This window comes from Bradyrhizobium sp. USDA 4502 (genome assembly GCF_054063355.1).
The window spans coordinates 5,662,771-5,687,787 of record NZ_JBSSGF010000001.1 but is presented as its reverse complement, the minus strand read 5'-3'; the positions used below and the strand labels follow the sequence as shown (position 1 = coordinate 5,687,787).

The 25,017-nt window shown below is 64.4% G+C and carries 24 protein-coding genes; 15 read left to right on the top strand and 9 right to left on the bottom strand.

The window, feature by feature from the left end:
* The first annotated feature begins 140 nt into the window (after positions 1-140).
* The 5 genes from ACVW1B_RS26555 to ACVW1B_RS26535 all read left to right on the top strand — a co-directional run bounded on the left by ACVW1B_RS26555 (position 141) and on the right by ACVW1B_RS26535 (position 7,369).
* Positions 141-1,925, top strand: coding sequence for a tetratricopeptide repeat protein (locus tag ACVW1B_RS26555; RefSeq protein ID WP_225160009.1), 1,785 nt, complete (start codon positions 141-143; stop codon positions 1,923-1,925).
* A gap of 321 nt (positions 1,926-2,246) precedes the next feature.
* The gene (locus ACVW1B_RS26550; RefSeq protein WP_456792850.1) at positions 2,247-3,134 is read left to right on the top strand and encodes a 4-(cytidine 5'-diphospho)-2-C-methyl-D-erythritol kinase; all 888 of its coding nucleotides are present in this window, start codon (positions 2,247-2,249) and stop codon (positions 3,132-3,134) included.
* Positions 3,135-4,052: 918 nt separating this feature from the next.
* Entirely contained in the window at positions 4,053-4,979 is a 927-nt protein-coding gene (locus ACVW1B_RS26545) for an SMP-30/gluconolactonase/LRE family protein (RefSeq protein ID WP_456822477.1), read from the top strand.
* 124 nt (positions 4,980-5,103) lie between these two features.
* Complete coding sequence (locus ACVW1B_RS26540; protein WP_456822476.1) at positions 5,104-5,697, top strand: GNAT family N-acetyltransferase; 594 nt, start codon at positions 5,104-5,106, stop codon at positions 5,695-5,697.
* Positions 5,698-5,725: 28 nt separating this feature from the next.
* Positions 5,726-7,369, top strand: a complete 1,644-nt coding sequence (locus ACVW1B_RS26535; protein ID WP_456822475.1) for a GMC family oxidoreductase — start codon at positions 5,726-5,728, stop codon at positions 7,367-7,369.
* A gap of 171 nt (positions 7,370-7,540) precedes the next feature.
* Here the strand turns inward: ACVW1B_RS26535 and ACVW1B_RS26530 are convergent, their stop codons facing one another.
* Complete coding sequence (locus tag ACVW1B_RS26530) at positions 7,541-9,043, bottom strand: flavin-containing monooxygenase (protein ID WP_456822474.1); 1,503 nt, start codon at positions 9,041-9,043, stop codon at positions 7,541-7,543.
* 90 nt (positions 9,044-9,133) lie between these two features.
* Positions 9,134-9,976, bottom strand: a complete 843-nt coding sequence (locus ACVW1B_RS26525; RefSeq protein WP_456792847.1) for an AAA family ATPase — start codon at positions 9,974-9,976, stop codon at positions 9,134-9,136.
* 365 nt (positions 9,977-10,341) lie between these two features.
* Here ACVW1B_RS26525 and ACVW1B_RS26520 point away from each other — a divergent pair, with 365 nt between their 5' ends.
* The 3 genes from ACVW1B_RS26520 to sseA all read left to right on the top strand — a co-directional run bounded on the left by ACVW1B_RS26520 (position 10,342) and on the right by sseA (position 13,020).
* Positions 10,342-11,517, top strand: coding sequence for a vWA domain-containing protein (locus ACVW1B_RS26520; RefSeq protein WP_456823071.1), 1,176 nt, complete (start codon positions 10,342-10,344; stop codon positions 11,515-11,517).
* Between the two features lie 132 nt (positions 11,518-11,649).
* Positions 11,650-12,063: a rhodanese-like domain-containing protein gene (locus ACVW1B_RS26515; RefSeq protein ID WP_438078615.1), complete on the top strand. Its 414-nt coding sequence runs from the start codon at positions 11,650-11,652 to the stop codon at positions 12,061-12,063.
* A gap of 99 nt (positions 12,064-12,162) precedes the next feature.
* Positions 12,163-13,020, top strand: a complete 858-nt coding sequence (gene sseA, locus ACVW1B_RS26510) for a 3-mercaptopyruvate sulfurtransferase (RefSeq protein WP_456822473.1) — start codon at positions 12,163-12,165, stop codon at positions 13,018-13,020.
* 17 nt (positions 13,021-13,037) lie between these two features.
* Here sseA and ACVW1B_RS26505 read toward each other — a convergent pair whose 3' ends face one another.
* Positions 13,038-13,886, bottom strand: coding sequence for a hypothetical protein (locus ACVW1B_RS26505; protein ID WP_456822472.1), 849 nt, complete (start codon positions 13,884-13,886; stop codon positions 13,038-13,040).
* Between the two features lie 329 nt (positions 13,887-14,215).
* Here ACVW1B_RS26505 and ACVW1B_RS26500 point away from each other — a divergent pair, with 329 nt between their 5' ends.
* Both ACVW1B_RS26500 and ACVW1B_RS26495 read left to right on the top strand, forming a co-directional pair.
* A complete protein-coding gene (locus ACVW1B_RS26500; protein ID WP_456822471.1) occupies positions 14,216-15,460 on the top strand; it encodes a L,D-transpeptidase family protein in 1,245 nt (414 codons plus the stop codon).
* 102 nt (positions 15,461-15,562) lie between these two features.
* Positions 15,563-16,306 (top strand): DUF4336 domain-containing protein, encoded by a 744-nt coding sequence (locus ACVW1B_RS26495; RefSeq protein WP_456792842.1) that lies wholly within the window; start codon positions 15,563-15,565, stop codon positions 16,304-16,306.
* 18 nt (positions 16,307-16,324) lie between these two features.
* On the opposite strand, the gene ACVW1B_RS26490 is transcribed toward ACVW1B_RS26495, so the two are convergent.
* Complete coding sequence (locus ACVW1B_RS26490; protein ID WP_456822470.1) at positions 16,325-17,284, bottom strand: D-2-hydroxyacid dehydrogenase family protein; 960 nt, start codon at positions 17,282-17,284, stop codon at positions 16,325-16,327.
* 117 nt (positions 17,285-17,401) lie between these two features.
* The gene (locus ACVW1B_RS26485; RefSeq protein ID WP_456822469.1) at positions 17,402-17,647 is read right to left on the bottom strand and encodes a hypothetical protein; all 246 of its coding nucleotides are present in this window, start codon (positions 17,645-17,647) and stop codon (positions 17,402-17,404) included.
* A gap of 273 nt (positions 17,648-17,920) precedes the next feature.
* Here ACVW1B_RS26485 and ettA point away from each other — a divergent pair, with 273 nt between their 5' ends.
* From ettA to ACVW1B_RS26470, 3 genes are all read left to right on the top strand, one after another.
* Positions 17,921-19,570 (top strand): energy-dependent translational throttle protein EttA, encoded by a 1,650-nt coding sequence (ettA, locus tag ACVW1B_RS26480; protein ID WP_456822468.1) that lies wholly within the window; start codon positions 17,921-17,923, stop codon positions 19,568-19,570.
* Between the two features lie 165 nt (positions 19,571-19,735).
* A complete protein-coding gene (locus ACVW1B_RS26475) occupies positions 19,736-20,317 on the top strand; it encodes a TIGR00645 family protein (protein WP_438078625.1) in 582 nt (193 codons plus the stop codon).
* A 99-nt stretch (positions 20,318-20,416) separates the two neighbouring features.
* Positions 20,417-21,661, top strand: a complete 1,245-nt coding sequence (locus ACVW1B_RS26470; RefSeq protein ID WP_456822467.1) for a lytic murein transglycosylase — start codon at positions 20,417-20,419, stop codon at positions 21,659-21,661.
* Positions 21,662-21,753: 92 nt separating this feature from the next.
* Here the strand turns inward: ACVW1B_RS26470 and ACVW1B_RS26465 are convergent, their stop codons facing one another.
* Positions 21,754-22,038 (bottom strand): hypothetical protein, encoded by a 285-nt coding sequence (locus ACVW1B_RS26465; RefSeq protein WP_016843728.1) that lies wholly within the window; start codon positions 22,036-22,038, stop codon positions 21,754-21,756.
* Positions 22,039-22,274: 236 nt separating this feature from the next.
* Positions 22,275-22,580, bottom strand: coding sequence for a hypothetical protein (locus tag ACVW1B_RS26460; RefSeq protein ID WP_016843729.1), 306 nt, complete (start codon positions 22,578-22,580; stop codon positions 22,275-22,277).
* A 391-nt stretch (positions 22,581-22,971) separates the two neighbouring features.
* Here ACVW1B_RS26460 and ACVW1B_RS26455 point away from each other — a divergent pair, with 391 nt between their 5' ends.
* Both ACVW1B_RS26455 and bfr read left to right on the top strand, forming a co-directional pair.
* Entirely contained in the window at positions 22,972-23,244 is a 273-nt protein-coding gene (locus tag ACVW1B_RS26455; RefSeq protein WP_253607159.1) for a (2Fe-2S)-binding protein, read from the top strand.
* 191 nt (positions 23,245-23,435) lie between these two features.
* Positions 23,436-23,924: a bacterioferritin gene (gene bfr, locus ACVW1B_RS26450; RefSeq protein WP_026193251.1), complete on the top strand. Its 489-nt coding sequence runs from the start codon at positions 23,436-23,438 to the stop codon at positions 23,922-23,924.
* Positions 23,925-24,021: 97 nt separating this feature from the next.
* Here the strand turns inward: bfr and ACVW1B_RS26445 are convergent, their stop codons facing one another.
* Complete coding sequence (locus tag ACVW1B_RS26445) at positions 24,022-24,432, bottom strand: hypothetical protein (RefSeq protein ID WP_253607160.1); 411 nt, start codon at positions 24,430-24,432, stop codon at positions 24,022-24,024.
* A gap of 187 nt (positions 24,433-24,619) precedes the next feature.
* The gene (locus ACVW1B_RS26440) at positions 24,620-24,973 is read right to left on the bottom strand and encodes a hypothetical protein (protein ID WP_076830365.1); all 354 of its coding nucleotides are present in this window, start codon (positions 24,971-24,973) and stop codon (positions 24,620-24,622) included.
* Positions 24,974-25,017 lie beyond the last annotated feature (44 nt).

The window sequence follows — 25,017 nt, the reverse complement described above, 5'->3', positions numbered from 1 at the left end:
GCGATCCTTGCGGATGAGCGCCAAAAGCGGCATTGTCCCCCGCCGTGATGCCGCCGCTTGGGTTCGCATTTTGAGACTGATCGCAAGATCTTGGCCATAAAATCCATCTTGGCGTAAATCCCTGGAGCAAGGCGACCGTGATGCTGTCCACCCGATTCCACCGCCTGACGATTGCCGTTCTCGCTGCCGCGGCGCTTGCCGTGCCTGCGCAGCTTGCAGCGCAAACGCCGGACCATCCGACCGACAATACCGCGCAATTCCCGTCCAAGAACGACCTGAAGTCGCTGACCACCGCCGGTAGCTATCTCGCCGCCCGCCACGCCAGCGTCGAGCGCGATGCGACCTCGGCCGCGACGTTCTACCGCTCGGCGCTGCGCACCGACCCGAAGAATTCCGAGCTGCTCGACCGCGCCTTCATCTCCTCGCTCGCCGACGGCGACATCGAGGAGGCGGTCAAGCTTGCTGACCGCATCCTGACCCAGGACAAGGCCAACCGCGTCGCGCGCCTGGTCGTCGGCGTGCGCGATCTCAAGCTGAAGAAATATGCCGCCGCGCAGTCCAACATCAACCAGTCGGTGCGCGGCCCGATCACCGATCTCGTCGCGACGCTGCTGTCGGCCTGGGCCGCCTATGGCGCCGGCGACAGCAAGGCCGCGGTCGCCTCGATCGACAAGCTGACCGGCCCCGAGTGGTACCCGATCTTCAAGGACCTCCATGCCGGCATGATCTACGAGCTGTCCGGCAAGGAGAAGGATGCCGGCGCCCGCTTCGAGCGCGTCTACAAGCTCGACGATTCGATGCTGCGCACGGTCGACGAATATGCGCGCTGGACCTCGCGCAACAAGGACGCGGCCGCCGCGACCGCGATGTACGAAGCCTTCGACAAGAAGCTGCCGCGTCACCCGCTGGTGCTGGAAGGCATCAAGGAGACCAAGGCCGGCAAGAAGCTGCCGCCGCTGGTCGAGTCACCGCAGGCCGGCGCGGCCGAGGCGCTGTACGGCATCGGCGCGACGCTGACCCGCCGCGGCGGCGAGGACCTCGCGCTGGTCTATCTGCAACTCGCGCTCTATCTGCAGCCCAACCATCCGCTGGCGCTGCTGTCGCTCGCCGATCTCTATGAATCGGTGAAGAAGCCGCAGATGGCGATCAAGGTCTATGAGCGGATGCCGGCGTCCTCGCCGCTGAAGCGCAACGCGCAGATCCAGCTCGCGACCAATCTCGACGCCGCCGACCGCAGCGACGAGGCGATCAAGATCCTCAAGGAAGTCACATCGGATCAGCCGAAGGACATCGAGGCGATCCTGGCGCTCGGCAATATCGAGCGCGGCCGCAAGAAGTTCGCCGACTGCGCCACCACCTATTCGCAGGCGATCGACGCACTGCCGGCCGGCGGCGACAAGAACGCCTGGGTCACCTATTACTATCGCGGCATCTGCGAGGAGCGCTCCAAGCAGTGGAACAAGGCCGAGGCCGACATGCGCAAGGCGCTCGAGCTGCAGCCCGAGCAGCCGCATGTGCTGAACTATCTCGGTTATTCCTGGATCGACCAGGGCATCAACCTCGACGAAGGCATGAAGATGATCAAGCGTGCCGTCGATCAGCGCCCTGACGACGGCTACATCGTCGACTCGCTCGGCTGGGCCTATTACCGGATCGGCAATTACGAGGAGGCGGTGAAGAACCTCGAGCGGGCGATCGATCTGAAGCCGGAAGATCCGACCATCAACGACCATCTCGGCGACGCCTACTGGCGCGTCGGCCGCACCCTGGAAGCCAAGTTCCAGTGGGCGCATGCCCGCGACCTCAAGCCCGAGCCGGAAGAGCTGCCGAAGATCCAGGCCAAGATCGACAACGGCCTGCCGGACGACACCTCCAACGCCGCCGCCGCCGAGAAGAAGAAGGACGACGACGGCAAGGGTGGTTGAGCGGCGGTCGTCGCGCTGCAACTTCATAAAATACCGTGATGCCCGGGCAAAAGCGCGAAGCGCGTCTTCGCGCAAGATGTCCCGGGCATTGACGTTTGCCCGTCATGGCCGGGCTTGGCCCGGCCATCCATCCCTTCGAGAAATTCGTTCTTGGTTGATAGATGCCCGGGTCATAGGCGAGCGGAAGCGACGCCGTCCTTCAGACGGCTATGCCCGGGCATGACGAGTCATGGCGGAATTTCCATCCAAACAAAGGGATAGGATCGTGCGGCGATTTACGCTAATCGCATCACGATGTGTGTTTTTTAGGGGTTTATCGCCGTGCCGGCGCTGATTGAAGAAGGGCGTGCCAAGGTCAACCTGACGCTGAAGGTTGTCGGGCGGCGCGTCGACGGGTTTCACGACTTGGAGAGCGTCGTCGCGTTTGCCGATTGTGCCGATCGCCTCACGCTCGAGCCGGGACCGGGGCTGTCGCTTTCGATGGCAGGGCCGCTGGCCGATGCCTGCGGCGACACCTCTGACAATCTGGTGCTGAAGGCCGCGCGGCTGCTCGGCGAGCGCGTCGCGGACCTCGAGGTCGGCCACTTCACGCTGGAGAAGGTGCTGCCCGTTGCGGCCGGCATCGGCGGCGGCTCGGCGGATGCCGCGGCGGCGCTGCGGCTGTTGGCGCGGCTCAACGAGCTCTCGCTCGACGATAGCAGGATCATGGAGGTCGCGCTGCAGACCGGCGCCGACGTGCCGGTGTGCGTCGCCTCGCGCGCCTGCGACATGACCGGCGTCGGCGAAGGCCTGCTGCCGCTCGACCTGCCGAAAATGCCGTGCGTGCTGGTCAATCCGCGCGTGCCGGTTGCGACCAGGGACGTCTTCAATGCGCTCGGTCTGCGCAACGGCGAGCTCCTGATCGGCGCCACCGACGTCGTGATGCAGGCGCCGTCATGGCCGGAAGCCGGCCGCGCGATCGACGATTGGATCGCGGCGCTGGAGCGCGGCACCAACGATCTCGAAGCCCCCGCGGCGCGCATCCAGCCCGTCATCAGTGACGTGCTGTCCGCGCTGCGTGAGACCCGGGGCGTTCGTCTGGTGCGCATGTCGGGCTCGGGCGCGACCTGCTTTGCCGTGTTCGGAACCGACGCCGACGCCGAGGCGGCCGGCGAACAACTCCGCGCCGGTCACCCCGGCTGGTGGGTGCATGCGGGCACGCTGAGCTAGCGCGCGCCCATTCTCTCTCCGTCATTCCGAGGCTCGCGCCAGGAGGCGCGCCCTCAGGCGCGCAATTGCGCACTGGGGAATGACGATGGAGAGGGGTGCGACAAAACAACCCGACGGGCAACTCAGCAAAACCTGTCAATCCTCGCGCGCGAAAATATTTCGCTTTATCCGAAGCGTAACCCAGTGCTATAGAAGCAGCCGTCTCACCCGACACGAGGGGCGCTTCGCGGTCGTCACGAACGTGGGTCGAGATGCGGTGGACGCCGATTGCGCAACTGACGAGTGCGCATGAAGCGGACGGCGAAATCGTGCAGGCCTGACGCCCTAGCGGCAGGTGTCTCTTCGCAGGACGCGAACACGTCGTTGCGAAGACGGTGACAAAAAAGCCCAGTCTCGCCGGGGAGAGCACGTATAAGCCGTAGCCCATCGCGCAGGGAAAGCCGGATTGCTCCGGTTACACCTGTGGTCCTACCCCCGAGCGTTCTACCTTTTGCTCGGGGCCCATGGGTGCGATCGGCACCCGGCTTTCCCTGCGCCCTCTGTTCAAGAGAGGCCGGAACAACAAGCAAAGCTCGGGCTTAAGACGCCGCGAGAACGCGAAAGCATGACTCACAGCTCGCGCCATCAACTCCGTGTCGTCCCTGCGAAAGCAGGGACCCATAACCACAATTGGTTGTTGGTGAGCGATGTTGGAACGACGAATCCCTTCAACTACATCCGCCGCGGCGTATGGGTCCCTGCTTTCGCAGGGACGACGGTGTCAATTGCGGCGTGCGCCGCCCCCTCAGCGCCGGGCAGCGTTGCGCCCCTGATTGCTTGGCAAGCCAAACCTCGTTTGCCATAACAGGATGAAAGAACAACGTTGCGCGTGCGGGACCGTTCGGAATCCGCCTGCAGCCAAAGAGCCGGGAGGATGCCATGGCCAATGTCCGAGTTCTCGCCACCGATCTGGAGTTTCCCGAAGGTCCCGTCGTCATGCCCGACGGTTCGGTCGTGCTGGTCGAAATCCGCGGCCAGCGGCTGACGCGGGTCTATCCCGACGGGCGCAAGGAGATCGTCGCCAAGGTGCCGGGCGGCCCGAACGGCGCGGCACTCGGTCCCGACGGCAAGATGTACATCTGCAACAATGGCGGCTTCTCCTGGATTCCGACCCGCAACATGATCATGCCGGGACCGCAGCCGGAGGATTATCTCGGCGGCTCGATCCAGTGCGTCGATCTGCAATCCGGCAAGGTCGAGACCGTCGTGACGAAATGCGGCGAGCACGCGCTGCGCGGACCGAACGATCTGGTGTTCGACAGGCAGGGCGGCCTGTGGTTCTCCGACCTCGGCAAGCGCCGCGCCCGCGACATGGATGTCGGCGCGTTCTATTATCTGAAGCCCGGCATGAACGAGATCGTCGAGGCGGTGCACGGTATCCTGCCGGCCAACGGCATCGGCCTGTCGCCGGACGAGAAGACCGTCTACATCGCGGAGACGCCGACCGCGCGGCTGTGGGCGTATGAAGTTTCCGAGCCCGGCACCGTCAAGCCGCGCGACGTGATCTATCGCGGCGAGCGCGGCAAGCCGATCGCCGGCCTCGGCGGCTACCAGATGTTCGATTCGCTCGCGGTCGAGGCATCGGGCAATGTCTGCGTCGCGACGCTGGTGTCGGGCTGCATCTCGGTGATAGCGCCCGACGGCACCGTGGTCGAGCAGGTGCCGACCGGCGATCGCGTCACCACCAACATCGCCTTCGGCGGCCCCGAGCTGAAGACCGCCTACATCACGCTGTCGGGCAAGGGCGAACTGATCGCAATGGACTGGCCGCGGCCGGGATTGCCGCTGAATTTTCTGAATAGATGACGATTGCGGTTCGCGAAGCGCAATCGTCATTCCGGGATGGTGCGAAGCGCCAGACCCGGAATCTCGAGATTCCGGGTTCGATGCTGCGCATCGCCCCGGAATGACAAAGATGGAGAGATCTCGAATGCCCTGGCTTGAACCGGTCACCCTTCGCGGCGCGCATGCGCGGCTGGAGCCGTTGTCACACGATCATCGCGACGGACTGGTCGACGCGGTGAAGGACGGCGAGCTGTCAAAGCTCTGGTACACCGCGATCCCGCAGCCGGAGAACATGGCCAAGGAGATCGACCGCCGGCTCGGCCTGCAAAAGGCCGGATCGATGCTGCCGTTCACGGTGTTCGACGCCGAGGGGCGGATCTCGGGCATGACGACCTACATGAACGTCGACACGCCGAACCGTCGCGTCGAGATCGGCTCGACCTGGTACGCCAAACGTGTGCAGCGCAGCGCGGTCAACACGCAGTGCAAACTGCTGCTGCTGACTCATGCCTTCGAGAAGCTCGACTGCATCGCGGTCGAGTTCCGCACGCATTTCTTCAATCACCAGAGCCGGCGCGGCATCGAGCGTCTGGGTGCGAAGCAGGACGGCATCCTGCGCAGCCATCAGATCGCGCCCAACGGCACGTTGCGCGACACTGTGGTTTACAGCATCATCGCCACCGAATGGCCGACGGTGAAGGCGCATCTGACCTATCAACTCAACGAAAAGCCGCGCTGATACTTTGGTCGGCGCCAGAAACGAGACGATGGAAACGTTCGATTATGTGATCATCGGCGCAGGCTCCGCCGGGAGCGTGCTGACCAACCGCTTGAGTGAAGACGCGGGCACCAGGGTGTGCGTGCTCGAGGCGGGGCCGAGCGACTGGCATCCCTACATCCATCTGCCGGCCGGCTTCATCAAGACCTTCCATATGAAGAGCGTGAACTGGGCCTATCAGCAGGAGGTGGGTCCCTACACCGGCGGGCGCAGCATCTATGCGCCGCGCGGCAAGACGCTCGGCGGCTCGTCCTCGATCAATGGCCACATCTACAACCGCGGCCAACGCCAGGACTTCGACACCTGGGCGCAGCTCGGCAATCGCGGCTGGGGCTATCCCGACGTGCTGCCCTATTTCCGGCGCATGGAGAGGCGGATCGGCGAGGGCGACGACACCTATCGCGGCCGCGACGGCAACCTCACCGTCACCACCATGGACTGGCAGGATCCGCTCTGCGAGGCCTTCATGGCAGGCGCGGTCAGCCTCGGCATTCCGCGCAATCCCGATTACAACGGCCAGATCCAGGAGGGCGTGTCGTACTGCCAGCGCACCATCCTGAACGGCCGCCGGGTCAGCGCCGCGACCGCGTTCCTCCATCCGGCGCGGCGGCGGCCCAATGTCGACGTGCGCACGCATGCGCATGTCACCGGCATCATCTTCGAGGGCAAGCGCGCGGTCGGCGTGCGCTACAACCGCGGCGGCAAGCACGGCGATCCCCTGGAGATCCGCGCCACCAAGGAGGTCATCCTCTCCGGCGGCGCCTACAACTCGCCGCAGCTGTTGCAGCTCTCCGGCGTCGGCGCGCCCGAGCTGTTGCAGGCGCACGGCATCGAGGTGCGCCACGCGCTGCCGGGCGTCGGCGAAGGTTTGCAGGATCATTACGCGCCGCGCTCGGTGGCGCGGGTCAAGAACATCAGGACCATCAACGAGCTTCGCCGCGGCTTCAGCCTGTGGGGCGAGGCGATCAAATGGGCGACGACGCGGCGCGGCCTGCTGTCGCTGTCGCCTACCATGGTCTACTGCTTCTGGCATTCCGGCGAGACCACCGAGAGCTCCGATCTGCAGCTCACCTTCACGCCGGCGAGCTACAAGGAAGGCGTGCAGGGCCAGCTCGAGGACGAGCCCGGCATGACGGTGGCGTCATGGCAGCAGCGGCCGGAGAGCCGCGGCTATGTCCGGATCCGCTCCGCCGATCCGTTCGCGCCGCCGATCATCCAGACCAACTACCTCGCCGAGGAGATCGACCGCCGCGTCGTCGTCGCCGGCATGAAGCTGGCGCGCCGGCTGCTCGCCTCCGAGCCGCTCAGTCCGTATTTCGCCTATGAGGACTTTCCGGGCCCGAAGGTCACGAGCGACGACGAGCTGCTCGCGGCCGCGACCCAGCGCGGCACCACCACCTTCCATCCCGGCTGCACCTGCCGGATGGGACCGGCGGACGCGCCGTGGGCGGTGGTCGACGACCAGCTGCGGGTCCATGGCATGGAGGGCCTGCGCGTGATCGACGCCTCGATCATGCCGCGGATGATCTCGGCCAATCTCAACGCCTCGACCTTGATGATCGCCGACAAGGCCTCCGACATGATCCGCGGCAAGGCACCCGAGGCGGCTGCGAAGCTGCCGGAATATGCGTGAGGGAATAGAGGCGAGCGCGATGTTGCTTCTTGATCAGCGCGCTGTGTCTAACACCGTCATGCTGAGGAGGCCGCGAAGCGGCCGTCTCGAAGCACGACGGCCCGAGTGGGGCCGTGCATCCTTCGAGACGCGCTACGCGCTCCTCAGGATGACGGGACTAATATCAGGAGCTCAGCCGTAGACGAACGCCTTGTCCTTGAGGTCGATCGCCGGGAATTCGTCCTTCTCGGCCCAGTAGTCCTGGTTGTGCTGCCACTCCGGCTTGTCGCCGCGCTTCGGCAAGAGGTGCATGCCGCGCATCATGTAGCCGGGGTTGAAGTTCTCCGGATCGATCCACGGCAGCAGCGGCATGTTGTGGTCTTCGGGGCGAAGCTCCGGCGTCACCTTGTTCGCGCCGGTCGCCTTCATGTGCTGCAGCAGGCGGCAGACGAAGTCGCCGACCAGATCGACACGCAAGGTCCAGCTGGCGCGGAAATAGCCGAACACCCAGACGAGGTTCGGCACGCCGGTGAACATCATGCCGCGATAGGTCACGGTATCGGCGAAGTCGAGCGGCTTGCCGTCGATCTCGAAGTCGATGCCGCCATTGGCCGAGAGGTGGAAGCCGGTCGCGGTGATGATGATGTCGGCCTCGAGCTGCTTGCCGGACTTGAGCAGGATGCCCGTCTCGGTGAAGCGGTCGATCTCGTCGGTGACGACCGACGCCTTGCCGCCCTTGATGGCGTGGAACAGGTCGGCATCCGGCACGAAGGCGATGCGCTGCCGCCACGGCCGGTAGCTCGGCGTGAAGTGGGTGGCAATGTCGTAGTCCTTGCCGAGGACGGCTTCGACCGCCGCCAGCAGGTCCTTCTTGGCGCCCTCGGGCTCGGCGAAGGTCCGCCTGGTGAAGGCGTCCTGCTCGAACAGTATCTTGCGGCGGGTGATCTCGTGGATCCAGTGCTCGTCGACCTGCAGCCTGCGCAGCTCCTCGGCGATCTCGATGGCGTTGCGGCCGGTGCGGAAATAGGTCGGCGAACGCTGCAGCATGGTGACATGGCCGGCGTCCTTCGCCATCGCCGGGATAAGGGTTGCGGCGGTGGCGCCGGAGCCGATCACGACCACGCGCTTGCCCTTGTAGTCGAGGTCGTCGGGCCAGGTCTGCGGATGCACGATGGTGCCCTTGAACTTCGCCATGTCGGTCCATTCGGGCGTATAGCCCGCATCGTGGCGATAATAGCCCTGGCACATCCAGAAGAAGTTGGTGGTGAAGCGCAGCCGCTCGCCGGTGTCGATGCGCGTCGCATCGATGGTCCAGAGATTGGTTTCGTTCGACCACTTCGCCGCGGTGATGGTGTGGCGATAGCGGATGTGACGGGCGATGTCGTTCTCCTCGATCACCTCGCCCATGTACTTCAGGATCTCGGCCGCGGTCGCGATCGGCGCGCTGGTCCACGGCTTGAAGCGATAGCCGAAGGTGTGCAGGTCGCTGTCGGAGCGGATGCCGGGATAGCGGTGGGTGGACCAGGTACCGCCAAAAGTCTTCTGCGTCTCCAGCACCACGAAGCTGGTGCTGGGGCATTGCGTGGCGAGGTGGTAGGCGGCGCCGACGCCGGAGATGCCGGCGCCTGCGATCAGGACGTCGAAATGCTCTGTGGTGACGGGCTCGGCGGCCCGGATCTGGGTCTGGACGTTCATCTTCCCTGGTCTTCTTGCTTGTTGGCTTGTTTGTTGAGCTGCAGAAGCAAGACGCCGGAGCCATTGCCCCGGCGTTTGCCGATATCGGAACTAGACTTCGCGGCGGCTGAGGAAAGCCAGCCGCTCGAACAGGTGCACGTCCTGCTCGTTCTTGAGCAGCGCGCCATGCAGCGGCGGGATCAGCTTGCGCGGATCGCGCTCCCTGAGCATCTCCGGCGTGATGTCCTCGTTGAGCAGCAGCTTGAGCCAGTCGAGCAGCTCCGAGGTCGAGGGCTTCTTCTTCAAGCCCGGCACCTCGCGGACTTCGAAGAAGATCCGCAGCGCCTCTTCCACCAGGCGCTTCTTGATGCCGGGGAAATGCACGTCGACGATCCTACCCATCGTCTCGGTGTCGGGGAACTTGATGTAGTGGAAGAAGCAGCGGCGCAGGAAGGCGTCCGGCAGTTCCTTCTCGTTGTTCGACGTGATCATCACGATCGGGCGCAGCTTCGCCTTGATGGTCTCGCCGGTCTCGTAGACGTGGAATTCCATGCGGTCGAGTTCGAGCAGCAGATCGTTTGGGAATTCGATGTCGGCCTTGTCGATCTCGTCGATCAGCAGCACCGGGCGCTTCTCGTTGGTAAAGGCCTCCCACAGCTTGCCGCGCTTGATGTAGTTCTTGATGTCGGACACGCGGGCGTCGCCGAGCTGGCTGTCGCGCAGTCGCGAGACGGCATCGTATTCGTAGAGGCCCTGCTGCGCCTTGGTGGTCGACTTGATGTGCCAGGTCAAAAGCGGCGCGTCGATCGCCTTGGCGACTTCCTCGGCCAGTACGGTCTTGCCGGTGCCGGGCTCGCCCTTCACCAGCAGCGGGCGCTCGAGCACGATGGCGGCATTGACGGCGACCTTGAGGTCATCGGTGGCGACGTAGTCCTTGGTACCCGTGAATTTCATCTATCTGTTTGCCTTGCTTCGTTCGTCGGCGGCCCGGGCCCCCACACGAAACGACCGCTCTCGCAGCGGTCGCATGTCCTCTCCGATATCTTGTCCGGTACAATTCTAATTGAAAAAGCCGGGCGGTCTAGCGCGGATTCCGCAGCGCAGCGGTACCGATGTGGGCTTCCGCATGGAATGTCATGCATCATCTTTCCGCTCTGCGGAATGATCGCCGGCGTGGCGCGACCTTGCCGCGATGGCGCGGGCGCCGCCACGGACCGACGGCGGCGGAGGTAACCCGGTGAAAGTGGATGGCTGATCTCGGTATGAAGCACGGCCGGGGGCCCTTGACGCCACCGGCCCAGCGGGCGATCTAGGTGGGTATGTTCCTGCAGTTTTTCACATCGCTGCGCGACGCCCAGGTCCCCGTGACGCTACGGGAATATCTGACCTTGATGGAAGCGCTTGACGCCGATCTCGCCGAGCAGACGGTCGAGAACTTCTACTATTTGTCGCGCGCCGCGCTGGTGAAGGACGAACGCAATCTCGACAAGTTCGACCGCGTGTTCGGCACCGTGTTCAAGGGGCTCGAGAGCCTGCTCGACGCCATGGGCAAGGCGGAGATCCCCGAGGAGTGGCTGAAGAAGCTCGCCGAGAAATATCTCACCGAGGAAGAGAAGAAGCAGATCGAGGCCATGGGCTGGGACAAGCTCATGGAGACCCTGAAGAAGCGGCTCGAGGAACAGAAGGGCCGCCACCAGGGCGGCAGCAAGTGGATCGGCACCGCCGGCACCTCGCCGTTCGGCGCCCATGGCTATAATCCCGAGGGCGTCCGCATTGGGCAGGAGAAGAACCGCAACAACCGCGCCGTGAAGGTGTGGGACAAGCGCGAGTTCAAGGATCTCGACGGCAATGTCGAGCTCGGCATCCGCAACATCAAGGTGGCGCTGCGGCGGCTGCGCAAGTTCGCGCGCACCGGCGCGCCAGACGAGCTCGACCTCGACACCACGATCAAGGAGACCGCCAACCACGGCTATCTCGACGTGCACATGCGCCCCGAGAGGCGCAACGCGGTCAAGGTGCTGGTGTTCTTCGATATCGGCGGCTCGATGGATTCGCATATCGAGCAGGTCGAGGAACTGTTCTCGGCCGCCAAGAGCGAATTCAAGCACATGGAGTATTTCTACTTCCACAACTGCCTCTATGAAGGCGTCTGGAAGCAGAACAAGCGGCGCTTCACCGATCGCACGCCGACCAGGGACGTGCTGCACAAGTACCCGCACGACTACAAGGTGGTGTTCGTGGGCGACGCCTCGATGTCGCCTTACGAGATCATGGTTCCCGGCGGCTCGGTCGAGCATGTCAATGAAGAGGCCGGCTCGGTCTGGCTCGACCGCATCATCCGCACCTATCCGCACGCGGTATGGCTCAATCCAGTGGCGCAGAAGCACTGGGACTATTCGGAATCGACCACCATCATCCGCCGCCTGTTCTCCGAGCGCATGTATCCGATCACGATCGAAGGTCTGGAGAACGCGATGCGGGAGCTGGTGCGGTAACCAATCCCGTCATTCCGGACGGTCCATGGGATCGATCCGGAATCTCGAGTTGATGAAATTCGATCGTCATTCCGGGTTCGATGCTGCCGCATCGCCCCAGAATGACGATCAAGAAAAGCCAGGGAGAGCCCCATGCCCCAGAACATCCACCGCGGCATCAAGGTGATGATCGACGAGGCCAATGCCGAGATCGAGACCATCAGCGCGGCCGACGCGATCACGCTGATCGGCAAGAACGACGTCGTCATCGTCGACATCCGCGATCCCCGCGAGATCGAGCGCGACGGCAGGATCCCCGGCGCGTTCTCCTGCACTCGCGGCATGCTCGAGTTCTGGATCGATCCGAACAGCCCCTATGCCAAGCCGATCTTCCAGGAAGACAAGAAGTTCATCTTCCACTGCGCCGGCGGCCTGCGCTCGGCACTCGCCGCCAAGACCGCGAAGGACATGGGCCTGAAGCCCGTCGCGCATATGGGCGGCGGCTTTGCCGCCTGGCGCGAGGCCGGCGGGCCGATCGAGGCGTGGGAGCCGAAGAAGAAGGGCTAGGCAGGATGTCACACGCGGGCTTGACCCGCGTGTCCATCGCTTCAAGGCAAGATGGATTGCCGGATCAAGTCCGGCAATGACGATGGAGAGACACGCAAGATGACGATGACCGACGATCCGCTCGTTTCGACCGAATGGCTGGCTGCGCATCTCGGCGATGCCAACGTCAAGGTGCTCGACGCGACCTTCAAGCTGCCCGGCGTGCTGCCATTGCCGAAGGACGATTATCTCGCCGCGCATCTGCCGGGTGCTGTGTTCTTCGATGTCGACGCGGTGTCCGACCATGCCAATCCGCTGCCGCACATGTTTCCGAGCGCCGAGCAGTTCGGCCGCGACATCGGTGCGCTCGGCATCGGCAACGCCGACACTGTGGTGATCTATGATGCCGGCGGCTGGGTTGCGGCGCCGCGCGCCTGGTGGATGTTCCTGTCCTATGGCCATCGCAACGTGCGCATTCTCAACGGCGGCCTGAAGAAGTGGCGCGCCGAGGGCAGGGCGGTCGAGAGCGGCGAGGTGAAGCCGAAGCCTGCGACCTTCAAGGCGAGCTACGATCCGAAGCGCGTGCGCAGCATCGAGCAGATGATCGCCAATGTCGAAAGCCGTGCCGAGCAGGTGATCGATGCGCGCGCCGCCGACCGCTTCGAGGGCCGCGCGCCGGAGCCACGGCCGGGCATCCGCGCCGGCCACATCCCAGGCGCCCGCAACGTGCCCTACAACCAATTGTTCGATGCCGCGACCGGCGAGATGAAGCCGCTCGATGACCTGCGCAAGTCGTTCGCGGGCGCCGGCGTGAAGCTCGATGGCCCCATCGTCACGAGCTGCGGGTCCGGCGTCTCGGCCGGCGTGCTGACGCTTGCGCTCTACCGGCTCGGCGTCACCGAGAGCGCGCTCTATGACGGCTCGTGGTCGGAATGGGGGCAGGCGAGCGGCCCGCCGATCGCAACGGGGCCGGCCTGACAGGTCATTCCTGCTTGCTAGCGCCGGGTGAGCGGCACCAGGGTCGGCTGGCCGAACGGATCGAGCTGCTGCTGCTGAACGACCTGCCGAACCGGCGGCGCGCGGACAATCCGCCGCCGCTCCTTGCGATGTGCCGGCTTGCTGACCGCGCTGCGCTCCGGCTTCTTCGCCTCAGCGGCCTTCGGCGCTACCGGCACTTCGACAACAACTTCGGGCCCACCCAGCGTTGCGATCTTGGTCGCGGCCGCGATCGCCTCGGGTGATGGCGGCGGGGCGGGCTCCGGCGCAACCATTGCTGGTGCCGGTGCAGCAGGCGCGGGCTCGCTGGTTGTGGCGGGCGGATCAGCGACGGCGGCGACCTTGGCCTCGGTGGCCGCCGGTGCGGCTTCGGCGGCAGCGGGCGTCGGCTCCGATGCCGCCGAGGGATCTGCGGTCGGAGTCTGAGCCGCAGTGTCGGCGGATTGGGCCGGCGCCGGGGTCTCCGTGGCTTGGGCCTCCGGCTTCGGCGGAGCGGGTGGGACCGGATCATCCGCCGTCACGGCGGCGACCTTCTCCGGCTCGGCTGCAGGGGCGGCGATCTCAGCGGGAGCGGCCGGTTGTTCGGACGCGGCCGGCTCGGACGGGGCTGCTGGCGTATCGGTCGTCACCTTGTCGGCGGCGGGCGGGTCGACCCGCACCATGGCAAGCACTGGCGGCGTCTCGGGCTGCTGCCCGAATTGCGGCTCGGGCGGCGGCGCCCGGCGGGCCGGAATGCTGGCGAACTCTTCATGCGCCGCGCGAAACAGCGCGGCTGCCCCTAACCCGAACACCAGAAGCGAAGTCGCCAGCACGATCGCGGCGAACAGAAAACGAAGGCCGGGGAGCATGGGCGCGGGTTCCCCCTTCTGCGGGAGGGTCTTCGATGTCGAGGGAACGCGGTGACCACACAAGAAAGCCGGCGTCGCGAGCGCGAATCAGGCCGATTCGAAGATATCGCAACGTCCCGCGACTGTTTGTTACAAAATGCGGGTGATTGATGACTTTGGCCACGTGGACAAACATTCCCGACCCGTGAGACATCTTTGCCGCAGCGTTGACGCGAAATCACAAAAGGCCCGGAATAGCCCGGGTTTCGCGGATTTGTCTTGAATGCGCCGCTATCTTCCTGCATTGGGCCGTTAACAGTCCGGTGTGGCTTGGGGACTATAACAGAGCAATGATGATCAACCGCATTCTGACGATTTGCGCTGCCGCGGCTCTCGGCGTGGCAGGAACCTCGCTTGCGCATGCGCAGCAGGGTTACCCGGCGCCCCAAGGCACCGCCTATTCGACGGCGCCCCAGCCCTACCCCCAGGGCAGCATGCCGGATTTCGACGCACTCAATGACGATGACGGGCAGGATTCGGCTGCATTGCCGCCGCCCGGCCCGGTGCTGTCGCCGAACGACCCGCGCTATGGCCGTCCGGCGAATGCGCCCGCCTATTCCGATCGTGGCGCGCCGACCGGTCCGGTGATGTCGCCGGACGATCCGCGCTATGGCCGCCCGATGAATGCTCCTCCGGTCTATTCCGACCGTGGCGCGCCGACTGGGCCGGTGATGTCGCCCGATGATCCCCGCTATGGCCGTCCGATGGGGCCGCCGCCGGTGATCTACGGCGATCGTCCGGGTGCGCAACAAGCCAATCGCGACAATGGCGTTCCGGCCGCCGGTGTTTCCTACGGCGACGACCGCGGCGGCATGCGTCCGCCCGAGGGCGTTACCGGAGCCGTGCCGCAGCAGCAGGCGCCGGTCGATGCCAACGGCAAGCCGGTGCAGATCGCGGCGCTGCCGCCGGACGAGCAGCCAGAAGACGCCCCGGCGCAACTGCCGCCGAATCTGCGTCGCCAGGAAGTGTCGTTCGCGACCAAGGAGCCGGCAGGCACGATCGTTGTCGATACGTCGAACACCTACCTCTATTACATCCTGGGCAACGGCCGGGCGATCCGTTACGGCGTCCGTGTCGGCCGCGACGGCTTCACCTGGACCGGCGTGCAGAAGATCACCCGCAAGGCCGAGTGGCCGGATTGGCATCCGCCGACCGAGATGATCGAGCGTCAGCCCTATCTGCCGCGCTTCATGGCCGGCGGACCCGGCAACCCGCTCGGCGCCCGCGCGATGTATCTCGGCTCGACCGTGTACCGTATTCACGGCACCAACCAGCCGTCGACCATCGGCAAGTTCGTTTCGTCGGGCTGCATCGGCATGCTGAACGAAGACGTCTCCGACCTGTTCGAGCGCGCCAAGGTCGGCACCCGCGTGGTTGTGCTGCCCGGTGGTCCGCCGCCGGGAACGGCGACGGCTTCTGCCACGCCCCCGAACCCAATGGCTCCCTCTGCGGCCCAGGCTCAGGCGGCCGCGCCGCTGCCCGGCACGCAGCCGACCACGGTGCAGCCGCTGCCCGCACCGGTGACGGTGCGCTAGGCCAACCGGCAAGTTCATCATTGAAAAAGGCGCGCGAACAGCGCGCCTTTTTTTGTTGCAACAAGCCGCGCATTTCGACGTTGCAGCTTGGGAAGCAATGCGATGCAGGACGTCTGCGAGACCTATCCGCCGCTGAATGCGCCAAAGCCTGTCGCCGATGACGTATGGATGATCGATGGTCCGATCATCCGGTTCGGTCCGCGCTGGTTCAAGATGCCGTTTCCAACGCGCGCGACGATCGTTCGTCTGCCGGGTGGGCGGCTGTTCATTCACTCGCCGACACCATTGCTGGCCGAGCTCAAGGCCGCAATCGTTGAGCTGGGCGTACCGCGCTGGATCATCGGTCCGAATCGTCTGCACTATTGGTGGATTCCGGAATGGCATGCTGCCTATCCGGATGCGCGCATCTTCCTTGCGCCCGGGATCAAGCAACAGGCGGACAATCGGCTGACCTTCGAAGGCGAGCCACTGGAACGATCATCCGGCTATCCCTGGGATGAGTGGATCGCGACGCTGCCGGTGGCAGGCAGCTATATGACGGAGGTCATGTTCTTCCATCTGCCGTCGCGGACATTGCTGCTGACGGACCTGATCGAGAATTTTGAGGCCGGACGAGTCCGCTCGCCGTTGATGCGGTTCCTGATCTGGCTCGGCGGCGTGCGCGATCCCGATGGCAGCACGCCAACCGATCTGCGCTCGACCTTCCTGCAGGACAGGGACGCGATGAAGGCCGCCGTCGCCCGCATGATCGAATGGGATCCGGAGCGGATCATCCTCGCCCACGGGCGCTGGTACGACCGGAACGGCCGCGCCGAGCTCGAACGCGCGTTCCGCTGGCTCGGCTAGTCGCGGTGAATGCTGCTGTCAGGCCAGGCGCCGCGGCGGCTCGTTGCCCTTGGTGAAAGCGTCGATGCACTCGACCATCTGCTGATAATGCGCCTGCAGGCTCTCGCGCGTCGCGTAGCCGAGATGCGGCGTGATCACGACATTGTCGAGCTTGCGCAGCGGGTGATCCGACGGCAGCGGCTCGACCGAGAACACGTCGATGCCGGCGCCGGCGATCGTCTTGTCGCGCAGCGCCGCGAACAGGGCGTCCTCATCGACGATCGGCCCGCGCGCGGTGTTGACGAGATAGGCCGACGGCTTCATGCGGGCGAGATCGGCGGCGCCGACCAGTCCGCGCGAGCGCGGGCTCAGCACGACATGGATGGTGATGATGTCTGATGTCGCGAACAGCTCGTCCTTGCTGGCATAGCCGACGCCGGCCTCCTTGCACTTCTCCGGCGTCAGATTGGGACTCCAGGCGATGACGTTCATGCCGAACACTTTGGCCATGCCGGCGACCTTGCTGCCGAGCTTGCCGAGGCCGATGATGCCGAGCGTCTTGCCCTCGATCTCGGTACCGGCAAAGGTCTGCCAGGCCTCGCCGGCGTGCATGCGCGCATTCTCGCGGCCGATGCCGCGCGTCAGTTCCAGGATCAGGCCCATGGTCAGCGGCGCGGTGGGATCGCGGTTATATTGGGTGCCGCACAACACCACCTTGCGGTCCTTGGCGGCCTCCATGTCGATCGCCGCGTTGCGCATGCCCGACGTGATCAGGAGCTGCAGCCTGGGCAACGCGTCGAGCAGGCTCTTCGGGAATGGGGTGCGCTCGCGCATCGCGCAGATGATCTCGAAATCCTTCAGCTTCGTTGCCGCTTCGGCCTCGCTCGCGAACGGCTTGTCGAACACGGTGACGTCGACCCGGTCCTTGACCTTCGGCCAGTCGGCCACCGAAAGTGCGATGTCAAAATAGTCGTCGAGGATTGCACAGCGGAGCCGCATCGGGGAGGTCCATTCAGGGTGAGGACGACGGCGGGAGATCAACCGTCGGGATACCCGTTATGGTCGCGCGCAATCGGCAGGCGCGCAAGCGGCCGCGGTTTCAACAAGCGGCGATTGTTACGCGCGCGGAGACGGCTTCTTCGTGGTGCGGATATCGGCGAGCATCGAGCGGACCGCCGGCGACAGCGCCATCTGCTTGGCGCGACAGGCCGGACCCGGGCCGCGCATATAGTGCAGTTCCGGCCGGTAGGGATTGAAAGCCTTGGCGACGAAGGCGCGCCAAAACGCGCGGAATTCGGCGAACAGCGTCGCCTCGCCTTTAGTCGCCGGGCGCGGAAGGGGTGCTGAAATGATGGTAGCCATGACGTGGCCTCAACTGTTTTGGCCGCGGTTCTGCCGCGAAAATCGCCGTTTTTCGACGTTGAGAACGAGTTTTGGCCTGATTTATTAAAAGATGGTTTCAATTGTCGTGATTCGGCGCAGACATGACGTCGAATCCGTAATCACCCGTGGTGAAGCCGCGAAACGTGGTGAACGGACGGAAAACAGAGGTCCCGCGGTTGCGCTTTCGGGGGCCGGCCGTTACATCGGCGGCAGCAAAATTTCCACAAATCGGATCAATTCCAGGGACAGCGGATGGCTCGCCAGTTCATCTATTTCATGCAGGGTCTGACCAAGGCGTACCCGACCCGCAAGGTGCTCGATAACATCCATCTGAGCTTCTACCCGGACGCCAAGATCGGCGTGCTCGGCGTCAACGGCTCGGGCAAGTCGACCCTGCTCAAGATCATGGCCGGTCTCGACAAGGAGTATAACGGCGAGGCCTGGGTCGCCGAGGGCGCCCGCGTCGGCTATCTCGAGCAGGAGCCGCACCTCGATCCGGCACTCAACGTTCGTGAGAACGTCATGCAGGGCGTCGCCAAGCAGAAGGCGATCCTCGACCGCTACAACGAGCTTGCGGTCAACTATTCGGACGAGACCGCCGACGAGATGACCAAGCTGCAGGACGAGATCGAGGCCCAGGGCCTGTGGGATCTCGACAGCAAGGTCGACCAGGCGATGGACGCGCTGCGCTGCCCGCCCGACGATGCCGATGTCACCAAGCTATCCGGCGGTGAACGCCGCCGCGTGGCCCTGTGCCGCCTGCTGCTCGACCAGCCGGAATTGCTGCTGCTCGACGAGCCGACCAACCATCTCGACGCCGAATCGGTGTCGTGGCTGGAAGGTCATCTGCGCAACTATCCCGGCGCGATCCTGATCGTGACCCACGACCGTTACTTCCTCGACAACGTCACCGGCTGGATCCTCGAGCTCGACCGCGGCCGCGGCATCCCCTACGAGGGCAATTACTCGTCCTGGCTGGTGCAGAAGCAGAAGCGACTCGAGCAGGAAGGCCGCGAGGACGCCGCGCACCAGAAGACGCTGGCCCGCGAGCAGGAATGGGTGGCGTCCTCGCCGAAGGCGCGCCAGGCCAAGTCGAAGGCGCGCTACCAGCGCTATGAGGATCTGCTCAAGAAGGCGAGCGAGAAGCAGACCCAGACCGCGCAGATCATCATTCCGGTCGCCGAGCGGCTCGGCGCCAACGTCGTCGACTTCGAAGGTCTCAGCAAGGGGTTTGGCGATCGCCTCTTGATCGACGAGCTCACCTTCAAGCTGCCGCCCGGCGGCATCGTCGGCGTGATCGGTGCCAACGGCGCCGGCAAGACCACGCTGTTCAAGATGATCACCGAGCAGGAGACGCCGGACAAGGGCACCATCACGGTCGGCGAGACCGTGCATCTCGGCTATGTCGACCAGTCGCGCGACGCGCTCGAGGGCAACAAGACGGTGTGGGAGGAGATCTCCGGCGGCAACGAGCTGATCCTGCTCGGCAAGAAGGAAGTCAATTCGCGCGGCTACTGCTCGGCGTTCAACTTCAAGGGCGCCGACCAGCAGAAGAAGGTCGGCGCGCTGTCGGGCGGTGAGCGCAACCGCGTGCATCTCGCCAAGATGCTGAAGTCGGGCGCCAACGTGCTGCTGCTCGACGAACCGACCAACGACCTCGACGTCGACACGCTGCGCGCGCTGGAAGAGGCGCTCGAGGATTTCGCCGGTTGCGCCGTCATCATCAGCCATGATCGCTGGTTCCTCGACCGCATCGCGACCCACATCCTGGCCTTCGAGGGCGACAGCCATGTCGAATGGTTCGAGGGCAACTTCCAGGATTACGAAAAGGACAAGATGCGCCGGCTCGGCCAGGACAGCATCATTCCTCATCGCGTGAAGTACAAGAAGCTGACGCGCTGACCAGTATGAACGGTCGAACGCGGCATCTCGCCGCGCTCGACCGTTCTTCGTTGGCAGGATCGTGACGGCATCGCGGCGCAATCTGCGGCCAGTTGTCACTTTGCACGCACGCGGGATTGCGTAGATAGAGCGCTCCGCAATTTTCAATCCTGCGAGCACTCCAACATGTCCGCTGTTTCAGACGCGCGCACCCCCCTGAAGGGTCGCTCGCTGCGTCCCGTTCCGATGCTGATCTTCGGATCGCGCTGGCTGCAATTGCCGCTCTATGTCGGCCTGATCATCGCTCAGGGCGTCTATGTCGTGCTGTTCCTCAAGGAACTATGGCACCTGTTCGCCCATTCCTTCGATTTCAGCGAACAGCAGATCATGCTGGCCGTCCTCGGCCTGATCGACGTCGTCATGATCTCGAACCTGTTGGTGATGGTGATCGTCGGCGGCTACGAGACCTTCGTCTCGCGCCTCAATCTGCAGGGCCATCCGGACGAGCCGGAATGGCTGAGCCACGTCAATGCCAGCGTGCTGAAGATCAAGCTGGCGATGGCCATCATCGGCATATCCTCGATCCATTTGCTGCGCACCTTCATTGAGGCCGGCGCGCTGTCGTCAGGCAAGGGCAACTACACCGAGACCGGCGTGATGTGGCAGACCATCATCCACTGCGTCTTCATCCTGTCGGCCATCGGCATCGCCATCGTCGACAAGCTGTCGAACGACTCGATCGAGGGCGCCAAGCAGGCCGCGCATTGAGCGCGGCCGCCAAGGTTCACAGCAATCCGGTGTCGTGGTAAGGCTCACGACACTGATATCGCGGGCGTTGGCCTGATGCCGCGCCCATTGGACCGCTGCGTGAACAGGTTGTTGGATTTGACATTCCTCCGCGCGCTTGCCCTCGGGCTCCTGCTCGCATCCGTCGTCTCACCCGCGCGCGCCGCCGATGCCGCGTTCACGCAATTCATCGCCTCGCTGTGGCCGGAGGCCAAGGCCGCCGGCGTGTCGCGCGAAACCTTCGATCGCGAGACGCGCTCGCTCGAGCCCGACTACAAGCTGCCCGACCTGATCCTGCCAGGACGTCCCAAGACCGGCGCACCGGCGCAGGCCGAGTTCGTGCAGGTGCCGGCCGATTATATCAGGGAAGCCTCGATCGCGCGGCTCGCCGCCGAAGGGCAGCGGCTGATGCAGAAGTATCGCTCCTCGCTCGATGCGATCGAGAAGCGGTTCGGCGTCCCGGCCACCGTCGTGCTGGCGATCTGGGGCCGCGAGACCGACTACGGACGCTATTCTCTGCCCTACGACACGTTGCGCGTGGTGGCAACGCAGGCCTATGTCGGCCGTCGCAAGGATCAGTACCGTACCGAGTTCATCCTAGCGCTGAAGATCCTCGGCGAGGGCGCGGTGACGCGCAAGGAGATGCGCTCATCGTGGGCGGGAGCGACCGGCTACACCCAGTTCCTGCCGTCGGAATATTACAAGCACGGCGTCGATCTCGACGGCGACGGCCGCGTCGACATCTGGCATTCGGTGCCGGACGCGCTCGCCTCCGCCGCGCAGCAGCTGGTCAACAAGGGCTGGCAGCCCGGCGTGCGCTGGGCTTATGAGGTGCAGGCGCCGGCCAATGCCGACTGCACAATGGGCGTGCCTGAAGTGACGAAGCCGATCAACCAGTGGCTGCGCGCAGGCTTCGTGCCGGTGCGCGGGCAGAAGCTCGGCGCCGCCGAGCAGGCGCAATCGGCGTCGCTGCTGCAGCCGGAAGGCAGCTACGGTCCCGCCTTCCTGACCACGCCGAACTACTTCGTGATCAAGGAATACAATTTCTCCGATCTCTACGTGCTGTTCGTCGGCCACCTCGCCGACCGCATGACGAGCTCGCAGCCGTTCGCGACGCCATGGTCGGCGTCGAAGCAGCTGCGCTCCGCCGATGTCGAGGCGATGCAGCAGCAGCTGACGAAGATCGGTCTCTACAAGGACAAGCTCGACGGCAAGGCCGGGATGCAGACCCGCGCGGCGCTCGGCGCCTATCAGAAGCAGGCCGGGCTGAAGGTCGATTGCTGGCCGAGCGAGGCGGTGCTGCGCGCGATGAACGGGCGGCGCTGATCGGGCCGGCTCGCAGGGCCGCCTGTGGCGAAAAGCAAAAACCCGGCCGCGAGGCCGGGTTTCGAATGTGATGCTGAAAACGTGTCGGTCGATCAGTCGCAAACCTGGATGCGACGGAAGCGCCAGCCGTAGCCGTCCCAGAAGCGCTCACGAACCATACGGCACGGGGCCTCTTCGACGTAAACCGGCGCCGGTGCGACATAGACCGGGGCGGGGCGAGCGCCTGCGATAGCGCCGCCCAGCAGGGCGCCGCCGATCAGGCCGCCGGCAACGCCGGCCGCGACGGCGCCGCCGTCACCAGCCTTGGCAGCCGGAGCAACGGCCAGCGAACCGGCAATCGTGGTGACGGCGACAAGGGCAGCTAAAGTCTTCTTCATGTCTTTGGCTCTCCTGGAAGGTGGTGGCGTCGTGGTTCGGCGCCGGGTTGAGGTGACTCACACGCTGATCTCGAACTGCTGTCTTGCTAAACAGCGCAGAACAGTCAACCGAAAGTAAACGTCCGCAGGCTGATCGCGCAGAAAAGCGGTTTTTTCTGGCCATCTGCAGCAGATGTCCCGGAGAAACAGTCGGTTTTCCGGGACAACTGGTTCGATTTAATCGAGATGAACGGCGATCAATCGCAAACGCGGACGCTGCGAACACGCCAAGTGTAGCCGTCCCAGAACCGCTGGCGCTGCCAGAAGCAGTCGGGGCCGTAGCCGGGCTCGGCGACATAGGCCGGGCCGGGCGCATAGTAGCCGTATCCGGGACCGTAATAGCGGTTCTGCGATGCGATCGCGCCACCGACGATGGCGCCACCGATCAATCCCGCAGCGACGCCGGCGGCGACACCGCGTTGTGCCTGGGCGGGGGCGGGCACCGCCACAGTCGAAGCCGCCACAGCGGCAACGGCGCAAAGCGCCAGCAATGTCTTCTTCATGGCCTCACCTTTCTCGCGGCAGCAGGGACAGCGTGCATTGGCGATCTGTCTCGCCGGAGGGTTCCATATTCAGCTTGAATGATCAATGAACGACGCTGCCGCATTCGCGACCAAATGCTTGCAGCTTTTGCAATATCTTGCAACGCACAAGCCCGATAGCGCCGCGGCGAGGCGTGTGCTCATGGGAGCCGGCGGCGAAGGAAGCGGTTATTGGCCCGTCAGCCACCCGGCGGGTGTCGGATTCCTGACCTCCGATCGATTTAGACTCATTCCAATATGAATCCCGCATCAGTTTGGAATTGCTACAAAAACCGCTTTTTCCTTTTGCATCCCGCGGGAGCCGACAATATCCATATTGCCAAGCATCACCGTTGGACCCCGCCTTTCTCCGATGATTGTCTGTTCCTGTAACGTCCTCAGCGACCACGATGTCCGCAATGCCGTTAATGGCGGTGGGGCCGTGACACGAAATGCCAAGCAGGTGTACGGCTGCCTCGGCTGCAGTGCCGAATGCGGCCGCTGCGCGCGCACCATCAAGGCGATCATCGACGAGGCGCTCGGTCCCTGCGCCAAGGCCTGCTGCTCCGGCTGCCCCCACAGCGGCCATCCGCACGCCGCCAACGAGGACGCCGAGCCGGCCGAATTCGCGCTCGCGGCCTGCTGAAGCTTCTCGTTTCGACGCGCTTCCTGACGGCGAACGGGCTTCCGCTTCGCTGGAAGACGCTGCGCCAAATCCTTCGAATCCGGTTACCCACGCGCTGCTTCTGCGAAGGGTTGCTCTTGCCCGCAAACTGATTTAGAAACGTTCTAAGTTTTAGCGCCGGCTTAGGTTGGCCGCGACAGGTGGAGTGGATCATGCAAGGCGACCCGAAGGTCATCGATTATCTGAACAAGGGGCTGCGCAGCGAACTGACCGCCATCAATCAGTACTGGCTGCACTACCGGATGCTCAACAATTGGGGCCTCCTGGAGATGGCCAAGGTCTGGCGCAAGGAGTCCATCGAGGAGATGGAGCACGCCGACAAATTCGTCGATCGCATCCTGTTCCTCGACGGCTTCCCGAATCTGCAGGTGCTCGATCCCCTGAAGATCGGCCAGGACGTCAAGGAGATCATCGAGTGTGACCTCGCCGCCGAGATCGGCGCGCGCACGCTCTACCAGGAGGCGGCGACCTACTGCCATGGCGTCAAGGACTATGTCAGCCGCGACCTGTTCGAGCAGCTGATGAAGGACGAGGAAGACCACATCGACTTCCTCGAGACCCAGCTCGACCTGATCAAGCGCATCGGCCTTGAGCTCTACACCCAGAAGCACGTCGGCCATCTGAAGGGCGAGGATTCCTGACCGGCTGTCTGCCGGCGCGCCGAGCGTCTGCCAAAATACGAGAGGCCGTCCTTGCGGGCGGCCTCTTTTGTTTTTGCGAACGGGATCGAGCTATTCGTCAGTAGCACCGCGTGATGTTGACCGTGCGGTCGCCGCCCCGGCCGGGCACCGTGACGCTCTCGGTGGGGCAGCTCGACACATAGGGCCGATCCGACGGCACCACGGCCGGCGGATAGCGATGCGCCCAATCCCACGGCACGTCCTGGGTGTAGGTGTAACGGACGTCGCTCGAGACTGGCGCCGGGACGTCGGCAGCGAAGGGAACGCTCGCCGCGCCATCATAATAACCGCCCGCGTCCGGCAACACGATGCCGGGGACCCGCACATGATGGCGGAAGGCTGGATGGTGCGAGGAGAACGTGCCGCGCGCTGCGGATCCGGATCTCGCATATGTCTCGGTCGGGGAAGCAAGCAGCAGCGCTGCAACGCCAAGGGACGCCATCAGCGCCCCAGTTGTTCGATACGCCATTCTTCGAAGAGCCATGGCACGCACCAACTCGCGGTTACGGAGCATTTCTGCAGACGCTAGGCCGCGCCTCACGGCGCCCGCAAACTCATCCTTAATTATTGGTTAAAAAGTAAGGTTAACAGGGAGTAACTGTTTCAAATTGACGCGACCTCGCGCGCAGGCTTCCCGCGCAGGCGGCGGGCGCCGTTCAGACCGCATCCGCCGGAACGAAGCAGCTGATGATGATGCTGCCGCGGTGGTGCACGTACCACACCACGGCCTCGCCGACCGGGTTGCCGCGATCGCGGATCACGGCGCGCTCCGGCACCATCATCCACTCGCCCTCGATCGGCACCCAATAGGCGCCGCCCCGAACGTCGTAGCTGGTGCGATGGCCGTCGGAGATGTCGCAGCACGGCACGCCATTCGGCGCGATCACGCTCTTGAACCAGGCGCGGATATCGGGCGGCACGTTGTCATATTGGCCGTTGTCGAACGCCAGTGCAGCGCCCGCCATCATGGCGAGCCACGCAAGCACCGCGACATGCGTGAGCTTTCGCATTGCCTTCCTCCGGCGAAAACTTCTACGTGACCCGCGCGTAGCGT